This window comes from Flavobacterium sp., assembly GCF_036405015.1.
GTDB lineage: Bacteria > Bacteroidota > Bacteroidia > Flavobacteriales > Flavobacteriaceae > Flavobacterium.
Genome location: NZ_DASWYK010000105.1, coordinates 16602 through 38786, shown reverse-complemented (window position 1 = coordinate 38786; position 22185 = coordinate 16602). Strand labels below are relative to the sequence as shown.

The following is a 22185-nucleotide window of genomic DNA, read 5'->3' as shown; positions in this document are numbered from 1 at the left end:
TACAGGTAGTAAAATAGATTTCTAAAGTTCATAAATAACCGTACCGCCGTTTGGAGCTAATTTTAAATCAATCTCTGTATTTCCAGAGAATTTTTTACTTATTAACTCCGAGTCAGAATTTTGACTATCCTTAATGATTTTTGTGTTTTTACCTTTCAGCATTGGCAGATTAACGTGAATTGTCTTTTCTTTATTTTCACCATTAATAGCTGCTATATACCATTTGTTTCCTTTTCTTCTTGCCATGACACAAAATTTACCTGGATAACCGTCAATCAGTAGAGTTTCGTCCCAAACTGTTGGTACATTTTTTAAGTAATCGAATAAGTAATCTGGTTTTTCTTTAAGGTTTTCAGGAACCAGCCCCCAATGTTGTACTGGAGAAAAAAAGATAACAGCTGTAGCCATTTCAAAAGCATCAGTAGTTCTACGAATACTACCTTTTTCAGGATTTCTGTTGAGTCTTTTATTGAGGAAAACGGGACCAAAATCCATTGCAGCCACTGCATTTCTTGTAAACGGATAAATACAGGCAGTTTCAGGATAATTATCACTGAATTTCTGTTGAAAAACTAGATTTTCAGAAGCTAGAACCGCTTCGCTGGTCATATAATTAGGATACATTCGTTCCCATCCACGAGGCAGAGTTGCACCGTGAAAATTAATATTAAGACCATATTGTGCCGCATCAACTAATATATCATGATAAAGCTTCATTGTAGCCTGTTTGTCTCCTCCAAAAAAATCTACTTTTAAACCTTTCACACCAATTTCCTGTAGCCAGCTCATTTCTGCTTTTCTTGCTTCGGCAGTATTCATTTTGTCTTTGGGTGTTTGCGGTGCCGAATTCCATTGTCCGTTAGAATTATACCACAATAATACTTCAACATTTTTTGATTTGGCATACTGAACCAATTCAGCCATTTTCTGTTTTCCAATATTTACATCCCAAAGGGCATCAATTAGAATATATTCACACTTTAAATCTGAGGCTAAATTGATAAAAGTTATCTGATCGTTATAATTACAACTTTCATCCTGCCATACAATCCAGCTCCAAGAAGCACGACCAGGATTAAAAACTTTTGAAGAACTTACTATTGGTTTAACAACATCAGTTGCTACCGTAGATTCTACTATCGGTTTCAGATCCGTTCCCATAGTGATGGTTTTCCATGAAGTTTGCATAGGTAACGTAGAAACAGCATAAGAAGATTCAAGTCCGTTATTTTCTCCTTTTTGAGGAAAAGCAACTGTGTATGTTCCATCAGAAGAAGCATCGCTCAATCGGGTACCAGGATAAGTTCCACTGTTTCCTGTTTCAGAAAGAAGCACCCAACCCTTATTTAAATGAAAGAGGGCAGGGAAAGTATAACCCAAACCATATTGTGATGCTTTGCCTATAGGTTCTTCGCGAGTATATTCTTCTTCATAAGAAGGCTTGGTTTTTTCCCATCCGCTTAAAGGAGGTGCTTGAGGCGTAATAAAAGTTTTGGAATTTTGAGGAATCTTAAAACCAGTAATTTCATTTGTAATAGTACATTCTGCAGACTTTTTACCGTTTTCAGGAATGATATAGCTAAATGCAGCATCACGTTCGCTCAGTCTGAATACGATGTGAATAGTGTCATTCAATTTGTCTGCAAGAGTAAATTGGACTTCTGTTGCTTTGTAATTTACCTTACTTATTTTGGAACGGTTTAATGTATAATTGTCTTTTATTTCTTTTGAAGTATGTTTAAGTAACCTTAATCCAGAGGTAAAATCTCCAACAGAACTTGTCAAACCAAGTGGTGATTTGGAGATGAATTCATTATTCAAGAAAAACAAACTGTAATAGGCTTTTCCATTTTCTATAGTGAAATCCAGTCGTATCTTTTTTTTGGGACCAGTTTGTGTCACTGTTTGTGAGGTTAGAAGATTGGAAACAATAAGGCATAAGGCAAGGATATAAGTTTTCATTTAATCTGTTAGTTAGAAAGTTGTGGTTTTTAAAAGATAAATGTAAAAATAACATTTTAATTTTCAAGCTCTTTTTAAATACAAGTTTTAGATTATTATCGAATGTAGGACTTCAATAGTTTAATGATGCAAAATAAATTTGGGAGTCTTTAAACAAAGACAAAATGTTTTCAAGTCTCTTTATAATTGAATGCTAAAAAATGTGAAAAAAGTTGAAGGGCAACTTTCGTCTTAATTATTCTTTTGAAAATAGAAATGCATTTACGATTCGAAATCGTTGTAAATAAGGGATAATGATCAAAAATTGGAAGGATTTGACCAAAATTTAAAAGTCTCAGCTGGTTTAATAAAATACTTTTGACGGTGTGTAATTACTGATTGTTTAATTTTTTAATATATAAATTATACAATTAGTAAAAATACCTTCTTTTTATTATGATAATAGTTTGAGTTTTACATGAAAAAATTACTATTTACGGCAGCCTGTTTTATCATATTCTGGAATATGTGTGGCCAGAAAAAAATGACCTTGTGGTACAATAAACCAGCTGCTTCCTGGACCGATGCAATGCCTCTTGGCAACGGACGATTGGGCGCTATGGTTTATGGCGTACCTCAATCTGATACGATTCAGATAAATGAAGATACTTTTTGGTCGGGAAGTCCATACCAAAATGTTAATCCAAACGCTAAAAAGAATTTAAAGGCAATCCAGAATTATATTAGTGAAGGAAATTATATAGAAGGACAAAAACTTTCACTTGAAAATATTATTGCTGACAGAAAAACAACTTCTCACGGTCAAGTGTATCAATCAATAGGAAACTTAGTTTTAACCGTACCTGAACATAAGACATATACTGATTTTTATAGAGAACTAGATTTGAATACAGCCGTTGCACTGACTCGATATAAATCAGATGGCGTGACGTATACAAGAGAAGTTTTTACTTCATTTCCAGATCAGTTAATTATCATCCGACTGAGTGCCGATAAAAAAGGAAAAGTCAATTTTAAAACCTCTTTTGCAGGACCATTAAAAACAAATATGGTCACTGCAGTTTCTGAAGTGCCTGCTGGACAGAATAGTGTACTTGTAGTAAAAGGCAAATGTACACGAGAGAAAGAGGAAAATATCCCTAATCTTTTACACTATAACGCACAGATAAAAGTAACGGCCAAAGGTGGAACCCAAAAAGCTGACAATGGAAGCATTATGGTTAAAAATGCTGATGAAGCCATCATTTACGTTTCTGTTGCCACTAATTTCATTAATTATAAAGATATTTCGGGAGATGCTGAAAAGCGTGCGAAGGCTTTCTTATCTAAATTTTCAAAGAATTACAATAAGGCTAAAGAAGATCATATTGCATTCTATCAAAAACAATTCAACAGAGTAAAGTTGGATTTGGGAACATCTGAACAACTGAAAAAGCCAACCGATCAGCGTATTGCTGAGTTTGGAACATTCGAGGATCCTGCTTTGGCGGCAACCTATTTCCAGTTCGGACGTTATCTGCTAATTTCTTCATCACAGCCGGGTAGTCAGCCGGCTAATTTGCAAGGAATCTGGAATCCTAATTCTGGTCAGTATCCAGCTTGGGATAGCAAGTATACCACCAATATTAATGTGGAAATGAATTACTGGCCTGCCGAAGTAACCAATTTAAGCGAATGCCATGATCCTTTTATACAACTAATTAAGGATGTTAGTGTTACAGGAAAACAGACGGCATCTGAAATGTATGGAAGCAGAGGCTGGACATTGCACCATAATACCGATTTATGGAGAATGACTGGCGCTGTGGATAATACAGCAGGAATTTGGCCAACTTGTAATGCGTGGTTTAGCGCTCATCTTTGGGAAAAGTATTTGTTTTCAGCCGATGAAAAATACCTTCAAGAAGTATATCCAATCCTCAAAAGTGCCTGCGAATTCTATCAGGACTTTTTGATCAAAGATCCGAAAACGGGTTATTTGGTGGCATCGCCGTCTATTTCTCCTGAACATAGTCCTGGACTTCATTATTATGATATTATAAAAGCAGATGGTACGGCTGGTAAAGAGCGATGCAATGTTTTCGCTGGAGTTACGATGGACAATCAGATGATTTTTGATTTATTGTCTAATACCATTGATGCTGCCGAAATTTTAAATACAGATAAAGAGTTTACCAATCAACTAAAGGGGATAAGAGCTCAATTGCCACCAATGCAGATTGGAAAATACAGTCAACTACAGGAATGGATGGAAGATTGGGATCGTAAAAATGATGCACATCGTCATATTTCTCATTTGTGGGGAGTTTTTCCTGGAAGAGAGATTTCACCTTTTAAAACTCCTGAACTTTTTGAGGCTTCCCGAAATTCACTGGAAGGTAAAGGAGATGCTAGTCGCGGATGGTCTATGGGCTGGAAAGTCTGTCTATGGGCGCGTTATCTGGATGGTAATCATGCGTATCTGCTCATTAAAAATCAGTTGAATCTAAAACCGGCAAATGCGACAATTAAAGATCCCGATGGCGGAACTTATACAAATATGTTTGATGCTCATCCGCCTTTCCAAATTGATGGTAATTTCGGATGCACTGCCGGAATTGCAGAGATGCTGGTACAAAGCCATGATGGAGCTGTTGCTTTATTGCCTGCCTTGCCAGATGTATGGTCTGAGGGTTCAGTTTCTGGCTTAAAAGCTCGTGGCGGCTTTGTGATAGAAAATCTGGAATGGAAAAACGGTAAAATACAGTCTGTTTCCATTAGATCTACTGCGGGAGGAAATCTGAGACTGAGGAGTTATTCCAAACTTAAAGGAAATGGTCTCATAAAAGCAGCGGGAGAAAATTCCAATCCGATTTTTAAATATCAGCCTGTGGCAGCACCTCTAATTTCTGATCAGGCAGCACTTAAAGGAATTCAAATTAAGGAAGTTTCAGAATATGATAGTCCTACAGAGAAAGGAAAGCTGTATACATTCCGTTCTGCAGAATTTTAGAATCAATGTTTAACAATTAAAATAATAATAAAAGAGAATAATTATGAAAAATGATAAACCATAGTTTTTAGGCAGATTCCTGACCAGAACTGCGGTATTATCAGAAACACTATCTAACCAACCAACCAAAATTTATGAAAAGAAGAGTAACCAAAAAACAATTTGATTTCTTCAGCGATTGCAGGAGAAAAACCAAAACAAAAAGCGCTCTGCTGCTCTATATGCTGCTATCTTCTGCAGTATATGCTAAAGAGGATAAAAAAACAAAACACCATGAAACCAATTTAATTTCAAATACCAGATTAAATCTGAATGCAGTTTATGAAAAGCTGTTTTTTCAGGAAAAAGAAGTGACTGTAAAGGGACGTGTTTCTGATGAAGCTGGTCTTGGAATACCAGGAGTTTCTATTGTAGTGAAAGGAAAAAAAATCGGCGTAGTAACCGATATGGACGGAAATTTTACAATAGACAGAGTTCCAGAAAAATCCATTTTAGTGTTCTCTTTCGTGGGAATGATTACGCAGGAAATTCCGGTTACGGGTAAATTAAACATGAATGTTGTATTGAAGGAAGCTTCAACAGATCTGAATGAAGTTGTAGTAATCGGTTACGGTACAACAAAACGAAAAGATTTGACTGGATCTGTTGCGTCGGTGAGTATGGAACAGTTGAAAGATATTCCGGCTACTTCTGTATTACAAGCAATTGCAGGACGTATGGCGGGAGTTAATGTAACTGTTGCAGATGGTTCACCTGATACTCCAATCAAAGTTCGTGTCAGAGGAGGAGGTTCTATTACTCAGGATAATTCGCCATTGTTTATAGTCGATGGTTTTCAGGTTAGCAATATCAATGATATAGCACCAGGTGACGTAGAATCTATAGATGTTCTTAAAGATGCTTCTTCTACGGCTATTTACGGTGCACAAGGAGCAAACGGAGTAGTTTTAATTACTACAAAATCTGGAAAAGCAGGTAAGACGGAAATCACTATGAATGCTTATACAGGTATTAAAAATACGTATAACCTAACCGAGGTTCTATCGCCTTATGATTATGTTTATTTTCAAAAAGAGTTAGATCCGGGTGTTAATACTTCTAGTACTTCATTTTACAGTATGTACGGAGCGTGGGATGATATTGATATTTACAAATCAAAACGCGGAACAGACTGGCAGGAAAAACTCTACGGCAATACAGGAATTCAGAAACATTTTGATATTGGTATGATGGGTGGAGAATCAAGCCTTAAATACAAGATCAATTACACCCATGATGATGAAGATTACATTATGCTGAATTCTGCATACAAAAGAGACTATCTGAGTTTCAACCTCAATAAAAAGATAAATTCTAAACTAAACTTTGATTTTAATTCAAGGATTTCGAACACTGTTATTACAGGTCCGAGTGTTTCCAGCGGAAGTAAACTGAGAGACGGAATTAAATATGCTCCAGTTTATAGCTTAAACAGTACAGGTGGTGGATTAGGAGGTTCAGATGATGTAACTTCTGCGGAAGCTTTAAGTTCGCTTAATGATCCTGTTTATAACATTACAAATGAATACAAAGACCAAAACAGGTTTAATGCCACAATTAATGCCGGTATTACTTGGAAGGCGGCAAAAGGCCTGACGATTTCTTCTAAAGGAAGTTACGCAGCCAATAGAGATTATACTGATAATATCTGGCTTAATAAAACAGGTGAAGCCAGTGCAAATGGAGGACAGCCAGTAGCCAGACGCATTGATTTTAAAGGTTATTTATGGACCATTCAAAACACAATTTCGTACAATCTGGAACTGGACAATAAAATGCACAAAATTGATGTAATGGCCGGACAGGAAATGTACAATTCAGAAGGAAGAGAGATGAGAAGTGACTCTAAGTTTTTCCCAGTAGATTTCACTGCAAAAGATGTATTGGCAATGTGGAACTATGGTACTCCTCAGCCAACTTATACGACTATAATGGAACCTTCAAGAACATCTTCTTTGTTCGGACGTATCAATTATACTTTCCGTGATCGCTACATTTTGACCTTGACAGCGAGATCAGATTCTAAGAATGTTTTTTCTAAAGAAAATAGAGAAGGTTTTTTCCCAGGAGCTGCATTTGCATGGAGATTATCAGATGAGTCATTTATGAAACTGACCAAAAACTGGCTTTCAAATGCAAAAGTACGTTTGAGTTATGGAGAGGTAGGAAATGCCAGAGTAGGTTCATACTGGAGACAAGAATATGGGTTTCAATCAACCAGCAGAAATCTCTATTATATAAATGAACAACCACAAAGCGCATTGGTTACGTCAAATGTTCTGAAAAATGAAAACTTAACTTGGGAAACTACGGTATCTGCAAATGCAGGACTTGATTTGGGATTCTTTAACCAACGTTTGACAGTAAGTGTAGATGCTTATAAAAATGATACTAAAAATTTAATACTTGGAGTGGCATTGCCTTCAAATTCTGGGTATCAGACTCAGTACCAAAATATTGGTAGAACATCTAATAAAGGTTTAGAAATAACTGCTTCGGGCGATATTGTCAGAAATGAAAAGTTCTTATTGTCAGCGAGTTTTAATATTGCATTCAACGATAACAGAGTAAAGGAATTAGATGGATCGAGTGAAATGATTGTTGCTTCTAACTGGGCTCCTGCCGTTGGAAGAGATGATTTTAGAGCTATTGTTGGCCAGCCAGTTGGATTGATGTACGGTTATGTTTCGGATGGAATGTACACTTTTGATGACTTTACGTATGATAATGTACAGAAAAAATGGATTTTGAATCCAGGTGTTGCTGATGCTTCTAAAGTTATTACTACATCTGGAAATTATTTTGGTCCCGGACATATTAAACTTAAAAAACTAAGTGGTGACGGAACTGTAATTTCTCCTGATCAAGATAGAAAAGTAATCGGAAGAGCACAGCCTAAACATGTTGGAGGGTTTTCTATTAGTACCGCATACAAAGGATTTGATCTTTCTGCCATGTTTAACTGGTCTTACGGAAATGATATTTATAATGCTAACAAAATAGATAATACGACTTTCAGCGGTTCTAAACGATACCAGAATATGAGTACCGAAATGAGCATTGACAAGCGTTTCACTACTATAGACCCTACAACTGGATATAATATTATGTTTGGAGAAAATGCCAATCCGCAGTTGTTGCAGGAAATCAATCAAGGCAAGAGCATGTGGCATCCGCTTTCTAACTCTACTATCTTGACGGATTGGGCTATCGAAGACGGATCATTTTTAAGATTAGGAACACTAACACTAGGTTATACACTGCCAGAAAGTATTATAAAAGATGGTGCAGTAAAAAATGTACGTTGCTATTTTACTGGATATAATTTACATATCTGGACCAAATACACCGGACAAGATCCTGAGGTAGACGGAATACGAAACACACCTTTAACACCAGGTGTGGACTGGTCTGCTTATCCAAAAGCAAAAACATTCCTTTTTGGAGTTAATGTAACATTTTAATTAAAAGACATGAAAAAACTATTATACTATTCCAGCTTATTTTTACTGACTGTTTGTGTGGCCTGTAATGATGATTTTTTAGATACTACATCGCCTTCAAAATTAAGCTCTGAAACCGTTTTTCAAACACCGTCTATGGCCAAAGCAGCCATAATGGGAATATACGGAAGAATGACTGACACTTATATCTACGGACAGAAATTATCGGTTAACTGGCAAGGATTTTCAGATATAGAGAGCAATCAAGGATTTACTGCTACGGCTTATAATTCGACAACGAGCGATCAGGGTGCAGGAAATTTTTATGATGATTCGTACAATCAAACCACAAAATGGGAAGGTCTATTTCAATTGGCTGAATTAGCTTCTGCTGCAGTAGACGGAATTAGAAATTCTCCTATTCTGGAAACTCAGGCTGATAAGATGAAACCACTTTTAGGGGAAGCATTGGTAATGAGATCTCTGGCTTATTTTGAATTGGTAAGAAATTGGGGAGATGTGCCGTATAAAGAAGGAACTTCTAAGTCTGATTTGTCTAATGTTTACATTGGTAAAGTAGACAGAGATCTTATTTATGCCAGTTTGGTTAAAGATTTGGATGAAGCTCAGGGCTATTTGCCTTGGCTGAAATCGACGGCTGAGTATACAACAGCAGAGCGTATTACTAAAGGTTTTGCAAAAGGACTTTTAGCGCGAGTTGCTCTTTTTGCAGGTGGTTGGTCTTTACGTGACGGAAATCTGTTTTCAGGAACAGAATTAGAACATCATCCGACAATTCCTGAAGCTGGTGGTTACTTTGTGGGAAGAGTTAAAAACTGGAAAGAGTACTATCAGATTGCTGCACAACAAACTGCTGAAATAATTGGAAGTCCTTCCAATCCGCATCATTTAGATCCAGACTATGAAAATATCTGGAAAACAGTTTGTGGACTGCAACAAAACAGTAGCAATGAAAATTTATTTGAAGTAGCTTTTGGTCTTGGAAATAATGGAGATATTGGATCATTGATGGGATATGAAGTTGCCGGAAGTAGCCGATACGGAAGCAGGGGTTTTGGAGGAACTTACGTAGCTTCTCAAGCGTATTATTTCTATTCTTTTACTCCAGAAGATAAACGTAGAGATGTTACGCTAAGCTGGCTAAACTATACAAAAGATAATATTGAGGGTGTAAAGAATGATCCGTTAAGCGTGAATTTTGCAAAATGGAGAATGTACTGGATGCCGGGATCTTATTTGGCTATGCACAAAACGGCAACTTCGAGAATTGCTACTGGTGTAAACTGGATTGTAATGCGTTATTCGGATATCTATTTGATGTATGCAGAAGCAGAAAGTGCTATTAACAGTGCTGATGGCGTTAACTCAGTAGCAGGAATATCTCCGAGACAGGCATTAGAAAAAGTTCGCGAAAGAGCTTTTGGAGCAGGTTCTTCTCAAATTCAGGTTTACGATTCTAATTTTCTTGAAGCAGTTATTAATGAGAGAGCATGGGAATTCGGATGTGAATCAATTCGTAAACATGATTTGGTTCGTTGGGGATTATTGTTTGACAAAATTGAAACAATGAAAAAAACGCTTTGTCTGATGTTTGACAATAAACAATCGGTAAAAATCTTTGACAAAAATTATCAGCCTACAGATTTCCCAAGAACGGTTTATTACAAATATAAAGATGCCGAATACATTGATAAAAGTTCACTTAACTATTATAAAAATCTTCCAGCAAGTCCTGGGCCAGAATATAAAAGTGTGAGTTGGTTTCCTGCGAATGCAGAAAAACCACTTACCGGTACCAATAAAAACTATATAGACTGGCCTGTTAAAACGCTTTTGGCAGCGAGTGGTCTGGCAAGAGAATATGATTACTCAGGATTTTTAGGTTCATTGACCAATGGAACTGAAATTCAAAGTAGTCTTGCGCAATACACAAAAGGTAACGGAACCTGTTATTACAGACACTTCTTTGCTATTTATTACGAGGATATTTTCGAATCTAAAGGTAAAATAACCAACTCTTACGGATTTTAATCAATGACATTAATCAAATTTTAAAAAGGATGAAAAATATAATAGGAATTTTAGGTGTCATGATCCTTATTTTGTTTGTGACTGCCTGCGAAAAAGATTATAATGACTGGGAAGTAGATTCCAGTTATGACCGTCTTTTTAAGTCAATTATTTTCGATGCTTCGGCAGTACAGCCAACCTCTGTAGAAATAAAATTTACAAAATCGATTGGCGCAACAAAGTATGTATTCGAATTTAGTAAAGACAGTTTGCAGTTTAATACTATTGTAGAAAGAGTTGAGCTTCTAGCAGATACATTAACTCCTTTTGCTAATTCTTCCGATCAGTCTAAAATAGAATACAGACAGACTTTCGACGAATTGGACGGTACAACAGGTTATTCGGTGAGAATGAAAAGCATTGATGAGGCTTCTGGAAAAGAATCTAAATACAGCCAAATTTATTTTGTTACTTCTGCAGAACAGTTGTTTAAAGGATATAATTCAGCATCATCTACGATTGGGTTAAACTGGACTATTAATCCAAGAGTAACCAATATTAGTCTGTATGATGAAGCTTCAACCTTGGTACAGAATATTGTTTTGACAGAACAACAAAAGGCTGAAGGAACTGCTCAGATTGCAAATTTGAAAGGAGGAACTACGTACACTGCTAAAATTTTTAACGGAACTGCTCTTCGTGGTAGCTTACCCGTAAAAACAACAGGTATATTCGGCAGTACTACCTATAAAGTATTGCTTACAGATACAGCTTCGAGTATAGGAACGGCACTTCAAGGGCTAGTGGCTGGCGGAGCAAAAGATATAACAGTTGAATTTGGAGCAGGTGAAAGTTATTCGATAGGAGGAGATGTAACGATTCCAAGTGGTGTCAATAATATCGCTTTTTCTGGAGCAAAAAACAACAACGGAGTTTTGACGAATATCACCAACATTAGATTTAGAGTTCAGGATAAAATTAATAATCTAATAATCCAGAATTTAACCACTACTTCAGCGGATAGTTTCTTTATAGACTTAGGAACAAAGGTCGTAAATGATATTTTGGTAGAAGGATGTACGATTTCAAAATTAAATTCTATAGTCAGAGTAAGCGGAGCCAGCGTTATTGGAAATATTATCGTAAATAATTGTTTGGTGTCACAAACTGGAGGTTATGGTGTAATGAATGTTGGAGCAGGTGGTACAGTTAAATCAATAAATGTTACCAATTGCACTCTTACCGAAATCAATACGCGCTTTGCAGATGTAAGAGTAAAAACCAGTATCAATTTTAGAAATATTACCTGTGTAAATGTAAAAGAAGCTATGGGACATTTATGGAATTTTGATAATAATTTTCCAGTATTAGTTTCAATTCAGAATTGCATTATAGCTGGTCCTAACGGCGCAACGGCTCTTAGCAGCACTAGTGGAACTTACAACAGTATCACTATTAATTATGGCGGAAATTACAAAACCAAAGATGTTATAAACGGTACAAGACCGATGACTGGTATTACAGAAGTTCCATTAAACATAGCCGATTTCTTTGTTAATCCGACTATAGGAGATTATCATATAAAACCAGGTATCGGATTTGCCGGAACGGGTGTTGCCGGAGATCCAAGATGGTTTTAATATAAAAAATTGTTTTTGTTTAAGTTAAATCGTGGTTGATTTAATGGGGGAATTCTATCGAATTCCCCTTATTTCAAAAAAATTGAATGAATAAAGGTGTCTGAATAATGGTTTCTATGATTTAATAATGGTATTTTTAATTGTAGTTTTTGGAAAAAATTGTTTTTACCACTTTATTGAATTGTAAATATTTACAGCATTTTTTTGGATACCTTAAATAATATTATTGACTATGGGAAAAAAAATAAGTAGCTGTTTACTTTTGAGTACTTTCTTCTTTATCAGTTCCGTTTCCATTGGGAGCGAAAGTACAAATCAGAGGAAAACATCAGATAAACCAGCTGAAGAAATAGACGCTTTTCCTGGAGCAGAAGGATTTGGAAGATACACTACAGGCGGAAGAGGCGGAAAAGTTCTTTTTGTGACCAATTTAAACGATTCTGGTCCAGGAAGTTTTAGAGAAGCAGTAACAACAAAAGGAAAGCGTTATGTACTGTTTAAAGTTTCGGGAAACATAGCACTAAAATCCAGATTGAGTATTGAAGAAAATGATCTCACTATCGCTGGACAAACCGCACCAGGTGACGGAATTTGTATAAAAGATTATCCAGTGGTTCTTAACGCAGATAATATAATCGTGAGATACATGAGATTTAGAATGGGAGATGCGGCAAAACAACAGGCAGATGCTTTAGAATCCAGATTTCATAAAAATATTATTGTAGATCATTGTTCGCTAAGCTGGTCTTCTGATGAAACTGCTTCTTTGTATGCAAATGAAAACACAACTTTTCAATGGTGTTTTGTCACAGAAAGTCTAAAAGTTTCGGTTCATGAAAAAGGATCACATGGTTATGGAGCGATTTGGGGAGGAAAAAAAGCCTCTTTTCATCATAATTTATTAGCCCATCATGACAGTAGAAATCCAAGATTGGGTGAATCTGCAGGAACTTCATTTGCACTTACAGATTTGGTCGATGTACGTAATAATGTGATTTATAACTGGGCTGGAAATAGTTGTTATGGCGGAGAAGCCATGAATGTAAATATTGTCAATTGTTATTATAAACCAGGGCCTGCTACGGGAAAGTCATCTAAGATTATTGCGATTGATAAGAACAAGATTCCAGGAAAAGAGGTTTTTAATATTTGGGGTAAATTTTATATAGACGGAAATGTTGTAGAAGGCAGTAAAGAAGCGACAAAAGACAATTGGACTTACGGTGTATACAATCAATTTCATCCGGGTTATGGTGTAATTCCGGAAAAAGAAAAAGAAGCTATGAGAATGAAAGTTCCTCACAACATATCCAATAATCTTCATACAGATACAGCGTTGCAAGCCTATGAAAAAGTGTTACAATTTGGCGGAGCATCATTAGTAAGAGATGCTATTGATGTACGAATTGCTGCTGAGGTTAAAAACGGAACTTATACGTATGAAGGCTCGAAAGGAAGTACCAAAGGTATAATCGATTCACAGGAAGATGTTGGTGGATGGGCTAATTTAATAAGTAAAGAAGCTCCCATCGACAGTTCAGGCGACGGAATTCCAGATTACTGGAAAAAGAAAAAGAATTTAGATCTAACAAAAAACAATCCGAACGGTCATGATTTAAGTAAGACTTATGAAAACATCGAAGTCTACATTAATAGTTTGGTTTTGAATAATTAAAAAAATAAAGAAATGAAATCCATTGCAATTTTCACATTAAGTATAATTACATTTTTTTCTCCAAATCTGCATGCCGAAAACAGCATTCATTTAAAAAAAGAAACAGAAAAGATAAAATATGATATTGTAGTAGCACAAGACGGAAGCGGCAACTACAAAACAGTACAGGAAGCATTTGATGCTGTTCCAAAACTAAAATCTGAACGCACTGTTATTTTTGTTAAAAACGGAACTTACAAACAAGTCCTAACTTTAGAAGCAGATCGGAATAATGTTTCGCTGATTGGAGAAGACAGTAAAAAAGTTATTCTAACTTATGATAATTATGCAAGCAAAATTAATCCATCAACAAATGCCAATTATGGTACGAGTGGTTCTTCAAGCTGTTTTATAAAAGGTTCTGGTTTTTATGCAGAAAACATAACATTCGAAAATGCTTCAGGACCAGTAGGACAGGCTTTGGCAATTCATATTCAGGGAGATAAAGCAGTATTTTACAATTGTAGGTTCTTAGGTTTTCAGGACACACTTTATGGCGGAGATGCACGTCAGTATTTTAAAAACTGTTACATCGAGGGTAGTACCGATTTCATTTTTGGAGGATCAACAGCTTTCTTTGATACTTGTGAACTTCATACCAAAGGAGGAAGTGCGATTACAGCAGCTTCAACCAAAGATTATGTGAAATATGGATATGTATTTCATAACTGCAAAATTACAGGAACAGGAACCAACATAACAGATTTGGGTAGACCATGGAGACCAAATGCAGCAGTTGTATTCTTAAATACAGTAATGTCAGATGCAGTAAAACCAGCGGGATGGAACAATTGGGGAAAAACAGAAAACGAATCAACTGCAAGATATGCAGAATATAACTCAACAGGAATTGGCGCTTATAAAAATGAAAGGGTAAAATGGATGACGCAATTAACAAAAGAACAGGCAAAAGTATACAGCGTAGAAAATGTTCTGAAAACCACTTATGCTAATCCTGCAGTTGTCGATAACTGGAATCCACAGAAAGTGATTGATTTATATCAAAAATAGCATTCGATTTTAAAATCAGATGGCACGATGTTACTACCAAAAATACCAATTTTTCTTTTCACCAAAAATTAATTGCTATGAGTAAAAAATACAAAAACTTTAAAAAAATAATTGTTTTAGTTTTATTAGGTATAACAACCCAAATAACGGCACAACGCACTGTAGAAAAACTCAATCGCGGATTGGTTGCGATGCGTTTAAATGCCAATCAGGTGTATGTCGGATGGAGAATGCTCGGAACAGAACCAACTAATGTAAGTTATAATTTGTATTGCAATGAAGTAAAAATTACAGAAACTCCCATTTCCACAAGTACTAATTTTACTCATGATGTTACTTCCAATGGTACTTATACAGTTCGAGCGGTTATTAATGGAACTGAAGAACCAGCATCTGAAGCAGCGACAGTATGGGCCGAACAATATTTGGATATTCCGATGCAGATTCCGCCTGGAGGAACCAATGTAAGTGGATCTTATACCTACGAAGCAAATGATTGTAGTGTGGGTGACGTAGATGGAGATGGGCAATATGAAATTTTTGTAAAATGGGATCCAACCAATTCAAAAGATAATTCTCAGCCAGGTTATACTGGTAATGTTTATATTGATTGTTATCGTTTAGACGGAACGCTTTTATGGAGAATTGATTTAGGACAAAACATTCGTGCTGGTGCACATTATACACAATTTATGGTCTATGATCTGGATTCTGATGGTAAAGCCGAATTGGCCTGTAGAACATCAGATGGTACAATAGACGGAACAGGAGTTGTTATTGGTGATGCCGCAGCAGATTATAGAAATCCGAATGGGAGTAAGACTTCAACAAGTACATACGGCGCTGTCATTTCTGGACCTGAATTTTTAACTATTTTTAATGGTGAAACAGGAAAAGCAATGGCCACTACAGAATATCTTCCAGCTCGTGGAACTGTGTCTTCGTGGGGTGATAGCTATGGAGGACGTTCAGAACGTTTCGTTGCAGCGATCGCTTATCTTGATGGATCTAAACCAAGTTTGGTGATGGGCCGAGGTTATTATACAAGACTTGTTCGTGTTGCCTGGGACTGGAGAAACAATACGCTTTCACAACGATGGATTTTTGACAGTGGTACTTCTGGGAATTCTGCGTATGCAGGCATGGGAAATCATCAAATGACCGTTGGAGATGTTGATGGAGACGGTAAAGATGAAATCATTAATGGTTCTAGCGGAATTAATGATGATGGAACAAAATTATATTCCAATTCGCTAGGCCATGGCGACGCTTTACACATGACCGACATGGATCCGGATCGTCCCGGAATGGAAATATGGCAATGTCTTGAAGAACCTGCTAAGTATAAAACAAATGGACTTGTTTTCTTAGATGCTCAAACCGGAGCTACAATTTGGGGATTACCAGCAAATACAGATGTTGGTCGTTGTAACGCTGCAGATATTGATCCACGTTACAAAGGATATGAATGTTTTGGAAGTGCTGGTGTAAAAGATGCTTCAGGAGTTACTACAACTACCAACTTTTTAATGGATTGCAAAGGAAACCTTATCAGCAATAAAAAACCAACGCAAAATTTCTCTATTTGGTGGGATGGTGATTTGAACCGTGAATTATTAGATTCCAATAAAATAGACAAATGGGATTATATCAATGGCAAAACGGTTAATATACTAACAGCCACAGGATATTCGTCTAATAATACTACCAAAGCGACACCTTGTTTGAGTGCAGATCTTTTTGGAGATTGGAGAGAAGAAGTAATTTTTCGTAAAACAGATAATACTTCGCTAAGAATATATTCTACCAATATTCCGACCGAACACAAATTATATACTTTGATGCACGATACACAGTATAGAACTGCTATAGCATGGCAAAACTCTGCTTACAATCAGCCTCCGCATCCTGGGTTTTACCTTGGTGTAGATATGGCAGCACAAACAAAACCTAATATTGTTTTACCAAGCGGAAACTTATCTAAGGATGATTTTTCAGAAACAATCTCTTCGCCAAATGCTGTTGTTTATCCAAATCCGGTAAACCATTCTTTTACGATTGCTGCTAAAGGAAATTTCACTTTTGTGATTCATAATACACTTGGGCAGGAAATATGGAAAGGAAAAGGTGAAAATGAATTACAAATAAAAGACAAAATAGTGACTCCAGGAATGTACATCATCACTATAAAAACAGAAAAAGGTTCTTCTGTTATAAAGCTAATAAAAGGGTAAACCAATAAAATTCTGCTCTATTTAAGAATTAAAAAAAAATGATTTAAATAAAAATAATAAATGAAGTTCTCTCTCTATCTAATAGCCATTTTTTCTTTTAATGCGATATCAGCACAACAAGTTCAAAATAAAACGCCTTATGTTTCTAAAGTCTGGTCTGCAGATTTAGGAAACGGAAGTTATCAAAATCCCATAATTCATGCCGACTATTCAGATCCAGATGTTGTTCGTGTTGGAGATGATTATTTTATGACTTCGTCGAGTTTTAATTGTACGCCAGGACTTCCAATTCTGCATTCTAAAGACATGGTAAACTGGAAGATCGTTAATTATGCACTTCAAAGAGTAGCACCGATTGATCATTATAACACTGTACAGCACGGAAATGGCGTTTGGGCACCAAGTATCAGATATCATAATAATGAACTCTATATTTATTGGGGAGATCCAGATTTTGGGATTTATATGGTAAAAACCAAAGATCCATTTGGAAAATGGGATGCACCAATTTTAGTTATGGAAGCAAAAGGCGCTATCGATGCCTGTCCGCTTTGGGACGAAGACGGACGTGTTTATCTTGCTCACGGATGGGCTGGAAGCCGTGCAGGAGTAAAAAGTATTCTTACAGTGAGAGAACTCAATAAAGAAGGTACAGCAGTAATTAATGAGGGAAATCATGTTTATGATGGACACGAAAAAGATCCAACAGTAGAAGGAGCTAAATTTTACAAAAGAAACGGTTATTATTACATTTTTGCTCCTGCGGGAGGTGTAGCAACAGGTTGGCAGCTGGCTTTACGTTCTAAAAATGTGTATGGTCCTTATGAAAGAAAAGTGGTTTTAGAACAAGGAAAATCAATTATAAATGGACCACATCAAGGGGCTTGGGTAGACACGCCAAATGGAGAATCTTGGTTTTATCATTTTCAAGATATAGAAGCCTATGGAAGAGTTGTTCATCTTCAGCCCATGACATGGAAAAACGATTGGCCACTTATAGGCGAGGATCTGGATAAAAATGGTATTGGCGAACCGGTTTTAAAATACAAAAAGCCCAATATTGGTAAAACGTACCCAATTGAAACACCGCAGGAATCAGATGATTTTAAGGGAGATAAAATTGGTTTACAATGGCAATGGCAGGCAAATCCGGATATTGTATGGCATGCCAAAATGAGAGATTCAGATAACCTTAGATTGTTTTCTATGAATATGCCAGAAGGAGCAGCCAATTTGTGGATGGTTCCGAACCTGTTGCTGCAAAAGTTTCCAGCAAAAAACTTTACGGCTTCTGCTAAAATTAAATTGACTGTAGAAGAAGCAAAATCAGGTAAAAAAGCCGGATTAATTATTATGGGGATGGATTATGCTGTATTGCAAATATCTCATGATGAAAAAGGATTTTATATACAGCAGACAGAAGTGAAAGCTGCTGCAAAAGGTGGAGAAGAAGTGGTAAATGAATCACAGAAATTAGTTAAAAATGAAGCTTATTTCAAAGTCGAAGTTACTGGAAAAGGAATAGATGCAAGCTGTCAGTTTAGTTATTCGGAAGATGGTAAAAATTATAAAAAAATAGGAAAACCATTTACAGCGGTTCCAGGAAAATGGATCGGATCTAAGGTAGGTTTGTACAGTGTAAGTACCAGAGAATCAAAACGAGGAGGTTATGCTGATATTGACTGGTTTGAAATTAGTAAATAAACTAAGTTTTAAACTTTTAAGAGCCGTTTAAAGAAAATATAAATTCCGTTTGCGGAAATAAGACATACAAATGAATAGATTCAAAATTACTCTGATTTTTATAATAGTATTAAATATTGTAAAAATTAATGCTCAACAGAAATTAAAGCTGCAATACGATAAACCAGCCGCAAATTGGAATGAAGCTTTACCGCTGGGGAACGGACGTTTAGGCGCAATGGTTTTTGGAAGTCCACAGAAAGAAGAACTACAGCTTAATGAAGAAACTGTATGGGCGGGAGAACCAGGAAATAATGTTCCGAAAAATGTATTTCCAAATATTGAAGCCATTAGAAAATTATTATTTGAAGGGAAAAATAAAGAAGCGCAAGATTTGGCTAATAGTACATTTCCCAGGCAGGCTCCAAAAGATTTAAATTATGGAATGCCTTATCAAACCGTTGGAAGTCTTTTTATAGAATTTCCAAACCATAACAATTATACAGCTTATCAGAGAGATTTAGACATTGAAAAGGCTGTCTCATCTGTACAGTATAAAATAGACGGAGTAACCTATAAAAGAGAATTTTTGACTTCTTTTTCAGATGATATTATTCTGATTAGATTAACTGCCAACAAGAAAAAAAGTATTAGTTTTTCTTTATCTGCGGATAGTCCTCAGCTTTCTCATAGCTTTAAAACAGAAAAGAATAAATTGTTTTTTGAAGGAACAACTGGAAGTGTAGACAATAAAACGGGTAAGGTAAAATTTGTTGGTGAAGCAGCTTGTACTTTGACTGGTGGAAGCCTTAAAGCTGAAGGTGAAAAACTTGTAATTAAAGATGCTGATGAGGTTATTATTCGTGTTGCTATAGCTACAAATTTTAAAAATTATAAAGATCTTACTGCTAATCCTACTGAAAAAGTAACTTCGGTTTTGGCTAAAGCTTCACAAAAAAGTTACGAAGTATCTTTGAAGAATCATGTGGCTGCCTATCAAAACTATTTTAAACGAGTATCCTTGTATTTAGGAGATTCTCTACAATCTGATAAAACAACAGATGTAAGAATCAAGGAATTCTCAAATTCTTATGATCCTCAGTTAGTCGCATTATATTTTCAGTTCGGAAGATATTTACTGATTTCAAGTTCGCAACCTGGGAATCAACCAGCGAATCTTCAGGGAATCTGGAATCATAAATTGAGTCCGCCTTGGGACAGTAAGTATACTGTAAATATTAACACCGAAATGAATTACTGGCCTGCAGAAATAACAAACTTAGGAGAAATGCACCAACCTTTGTTTAGCATGTTGAAGGATTTAGCAGAAACAGGAAAAGAAAGTGCTTCCAAAATGTATCATGCGCGAGGATGGAATATGCATCATAATACGGATTTATGGCGAATGACAGGAGTGGTTGACGGTGGCTTTTATGGACTTTGGCCAATGGGCGGAGCTTGGCTTACACAACACCTTTGGCAGCATTATTTGTACACAGGAGATCGTGAATTTTTAAAGGAATATTATCCTGTTCTAAAAGGTGCTGCACAGTTTTATCTGGATGTTTTACAGCAGGAGCCTGAACATAATTGGCTTGTTGTGGCCCCATCAATGTCTCCCGAAAATACGTATGAGAAAAGTGTAGCGGTATCTGCAGGAACCACAATGGACAATCAACTGGTTTTTGATACTTTTAATAATATTCTGAATGCTTCTAAAATTCTGGAAGTAGATAAACCTTTTGCCGATTCTGTAAGTGTTGCCCTTAAAAGGCTTCCACCAATGCAGATTGGACAATATACGCAACTTCAGGAATGGCTTCATGATTGGGATAAACCAGGTGATCATCACAGACATATTTCGCATTTGTACGGACTTTTTCCGTCTGGGCAAATTTCACCTTTTAGAAATCCACAACTTACAGAAGCTGCTAGAAATACACTAATATCAAGAGGCGATGTTTCAACAGGTTGGTCAATGGGATGGAAAGTAAACTGGTGGGCAAGATTATTAGATGGAAATAGAGCTTTTAAATTGATAAAAGATCAGTTGAGTCCAGCGCCAACAGAAAGTAAAGGAGAATCTGGCGGAACTTATCCTAATCTTTTTGATGCTCATCCGCCATTTCAGATTGATGGTAATTTTGGCTGTACTGCCGGAATTACAGAAATGCTTTTACAAAGTTATGATGGCGCTCTTTACTTATTACCAGCTCTACCAGATGATTTTAAAAATGGAAAAGTTAGCGGTTTAAAGGCCAGAGGCGGTTTTGAAGTAAGCATCGAATGGGAAAATGGAAAAGTAAAACAAGTAACTATAAAATCTGAATTAGGAGGAAACTGCAGGCTTCGTATCGCTTCGGAAGTAAAATTAAATGGAAAAACTAAATTGGAAGAAGCGAAGGGAGACAATACAAATGCTTTTTATAAAGTGGAATCGATTAAGGAACCTTTAATTTCTGATAAAGCAGTTTTAAAAGGTTTTAAATTTCCAGACACAAAATTGTATGATTTCCCTACTGAAAAAGGACAGACTTACATTTTTAATAGCATTTAGAAAAAGTAAAACTAATTTGCATCAGGATTTTTTAATTAATAATTACCAAACAAATAAATAGTATCATATGAAAATTAGAACAGCACTATTTTTTCTGGCAACAGTATTTTTTTTAATGGCTTTCAATCCGCCTAAAAAAGTGACAACAATTTACCTGATAGGCGATTCTACAATGGCAGATTACAGCAATAATTATGAACCAGGAAAAGATTATATGAAGGTAAGGTATCCGGTTACGGGCTGGGGACAGGTTTTTCAGCAATTTATGAGATCAGACAGTTTGGTTAAAGTAAAAAATATCATTAAAACCGATAGTGCTTTTGTAGATGATCGTGCAATGGGAGGAAGAAGCACAAGAACTTTTTTTCAGGAAGGACGCTGGAGAGCAGTATTCGAAAAACTTAAAAAAGGGGATATTGTTATTATGCAATTTGGTCATAATGATGGAGCAAAAGACAAAACAGAAAGATATGTTGATGTACCAGGTTATAAAGAGTTTTTAAGATTATTTGTATCTCAGTCGAGAGAGAAGAAAGCGTATCCAATCATACTAACTCCAGTAGCGAGAAATTTTCCGTGGAAAGATGGTATTTTAAATGATGTTCATGGCGATTATGACCAAGCACCAAAAGATGTTGCAGCAGAGATGAATGTACCTTTAATAGATCTGAACAAAGCCTCTAGAGAGTTTTTTACGAAAAAAGGAAAAGAATTTGTTTCTGAAAAATACTTTATGAATTTACCAGCCGGAGTTTATGAAGCTTATCCTGAAGGTCAAAAAGACAATACTCATTTTCAGCCAGCAGGAGCAACAGAAGTAGCAAGGTTAGTATTTGAAGGATTACAAAAAATTAAATAACAATATTAAAAACTATAGAG

At 36.1% G+C, this 22185-nt stretch carries 11 protein-coding genes; 10 read left to right on the top strand and 1 reads right to left on the bottom strand.

Annotated features, from left to right (window positions below):
- Nucleotides 1-21: 21 nt before the first annotated feature.
- A complete protein-coding gene (locus VGE71_RS08325) occupies nt 22-1962 on the bottom strand; it encodes a glycoside hydrolase family 97 protein (protein WP_331137907.1) in 1941 nt (646 codons plus the stop codon).
- A gap of 457 nt (nt 1963-2419) precedes the next feature.
- On the opposite strand from VGE71_RS08325, the gene VGE71_RS08320 reads away from it, so the two are divergent.
- The 10 genes from VGE71_RS08320 to VGE71_RS08275 all read left to right on the top strand — a co-directional run bounded on the left by VGE71_RS08320 (nt 2420) and on the right by VGE71_RS08275 (nt 22165).
- The gene (locus tag VGE71_RS08320; protein ID WP_331137906.1) at nt 2420-4954 is read left to right on the top strand and encodes a glycoside hydrolase family 95 protein; all 2535 of its coding nucleotides are present in this window, start codon (nt 2420-2422) and stop codon (nt 4952-4954) included.
- Nucleotides 4955-5088: 134 nt separating this feature from the next.
- Nucleotides 5089-8457, top strand: a complete 3369-nt coding sequence (locus VGE71_RS08315) for a TonB-dependent receptor (RefSeq protein WP_331137905.1) — start codon at nt 5089-5091, stop codon at nt 8455-8457.
- A 9-nt stretch (nt 8458-8466) separates the two neighbouring features.
- Nucleotides 8467-10488, top strand: a complete 2022-nt coding sequence (locus tag VGE71_RS08310) for a RagB/SusD family nutrient uptake outer membrane protein (protein WP_331137904.1) — start codon at nt 8467-8469, stop codon at nt 10486-10488.
- A gap of 29 nt (nt 10489-10517) precedes the next feature.
- Entirely contained in the window at nt 10518-12107 is a 1590-nt protein-coding gene (locus VGE71_RS08305; RefSeq protein ID WP_331137903.1) for a DUF5123 domain-containing protein, read from the top strand.
- Nucleotides 12108-12339: 232 nt separating this feature from the next.
- Nucleotides 12340-13782 (top strand): pectate lyase, encoded by a 1443-nt coding sequence (locus VGE71_RS08300; RefSeq protein ID WP_331137902.1) that lies wholly within the window; start codon nt 12340-12342, stop codon nt 13780-13782.
- A 12-nt stretch (nt 13783-13794) separates the two neighbouring features.
- Nucleotides 13795-14832, top strand: a complete 1038-nt coding sequence (locus VGE71_RS08295) for a pectinesterase family protein (protein WP_331137901.1) — start codon at nt 13795-13797, stop codon at nt 14830-14832.
- Nucleotides 14833-14909: 77 nt separating this feature from the next.
- The gene (locus tag VGE71_RS08290) at nt 14910-17066 is read left to right on the top strand and encodes a T9SS type A sorting domain-containing protein (RefSeq protein ID WP_331137900.1); all 2157 of its coding nucleotides are present in this window, start codon (nt 14910-14912) and stop codon (nt 17064-17066) included.
- A 60-nt stretch (nt 17067-17126) separates the two neighbouring features.
- Nucleotides 17127-18770 carry a glycoside hydrolase 43 family protein gene (locus VGE71_RS08285; RefSeq protein ID WP_331137899.1) on the top strand — a complete coding sequence of 548 codons (1644 nt, stop codon included), beginning with the start codon at nt 17127-17129 and terminating at the stop codon, nt 18768-18770.
- 70 nt (nt 18771-18840) lie between these two features.
- On the top strand, nt 18841-21306 hold the full coding sequence (locus tag VGE71_RS08280) for a glycoside hydrolase family 95 protein (protein WP_331137898.1): 2466 nt from the start codon (nt 18841-18843) through the stop codon (nt 21304-21306).
- Nucleotides 21307-21373: 67 nt separating this feature from the next.
- A complete protein-coding gene (locus VGE71_RS08275; RefSeq protein WP_331137897.1) occupies nt 21374-22165 on the top strand; it encodes a rhamnogalacturonan acetylesterase in 792 nt (263 codons plus the stop codon).
- The last annotated feature ends 20 nt before the right edge of the window (nt 22166-22185 follow it).

Excerpts from the sequence above, each read along its gene's own strand:
- VGE71_RS08325 (WP_331137907.1), bottom strand. The coding sequence starts at position 1,962 with ATGAAAACTTATATCCTTGCCTTATGCCTTATTGTTTCCAATCTTCTA.
- VGE71_RS08320 (WP_331137906.1), top strand. The coding sequence starts at position 2,420 with ATGAAAAAATTACTATTTACGGCAGCCTGTTTTATCATATTCTGGAAT.
- VGE71_RS08315 (WP_331137905.1), top strand. The coding sequence starts at position 5,089 with ATGAAAAGAAGAGTAACCAAAAAACAATTTGATTTCTTCAGCGATTGC.
- VGE71_RS08310 (WP_331137904.1), top strand. The coding sequence starts at position 8,467 with ATGAAAAAACTATTATACTATTCCAGCTTATTTTTACTGACTGTTTGT.
- VGE71_RS08305 (WP_331137903.1), top strand. The coding sequence starts at position 10,518 with ATGAAAAATATAATAGGAATTTTAGGTGTCATGATCCTTATTTTGTTT.
- VGE71_RS08300 (WP_331137902.1), top strand. The coding sequence starts at position 12,340 with ATGGGAAAAAAAATAAGTAGCTGTTTACTTTTGAGTACTTTCTTCTTT.
- VGE71_RS08295 (WP_331137901.1), top strand. The coding sequence starts at position 13,795 with ATGAAATCCATTGCAATTTTCACATTAAGTATAATTACATTTTTTTCT.
- VGE71_RS08290 (WP_331137900.1), top strand. The coding sequence starts at position 14,910 with ATGAGTAAAAAATACAAAAACTTTAAAAAAATAATTGTTTTAGTTTTA.
- VGE71_RS08285 (WP_331137899.1), top strand. The coding sequence starts at position 17,127 with ATGAAGTTCTCTCTCTATCTAATAGCCATTTTTTCTTTTAATGCGATA.
- VGE71_RS08280 (WP_331137898.1), top strand. The coding sequence starts at position 18,841 with ATGAATAGATTCAAAATTACTCTGATTTTTATAATAGTATTAAATATT.
- VGE71_RS08275 (WP_331137897.1), top strand. The coding sequence starts at position 21,374 with ATGAAAATTAGAACAGCACTATTTTTTCTGGCAACAGTATTTTTTTTA.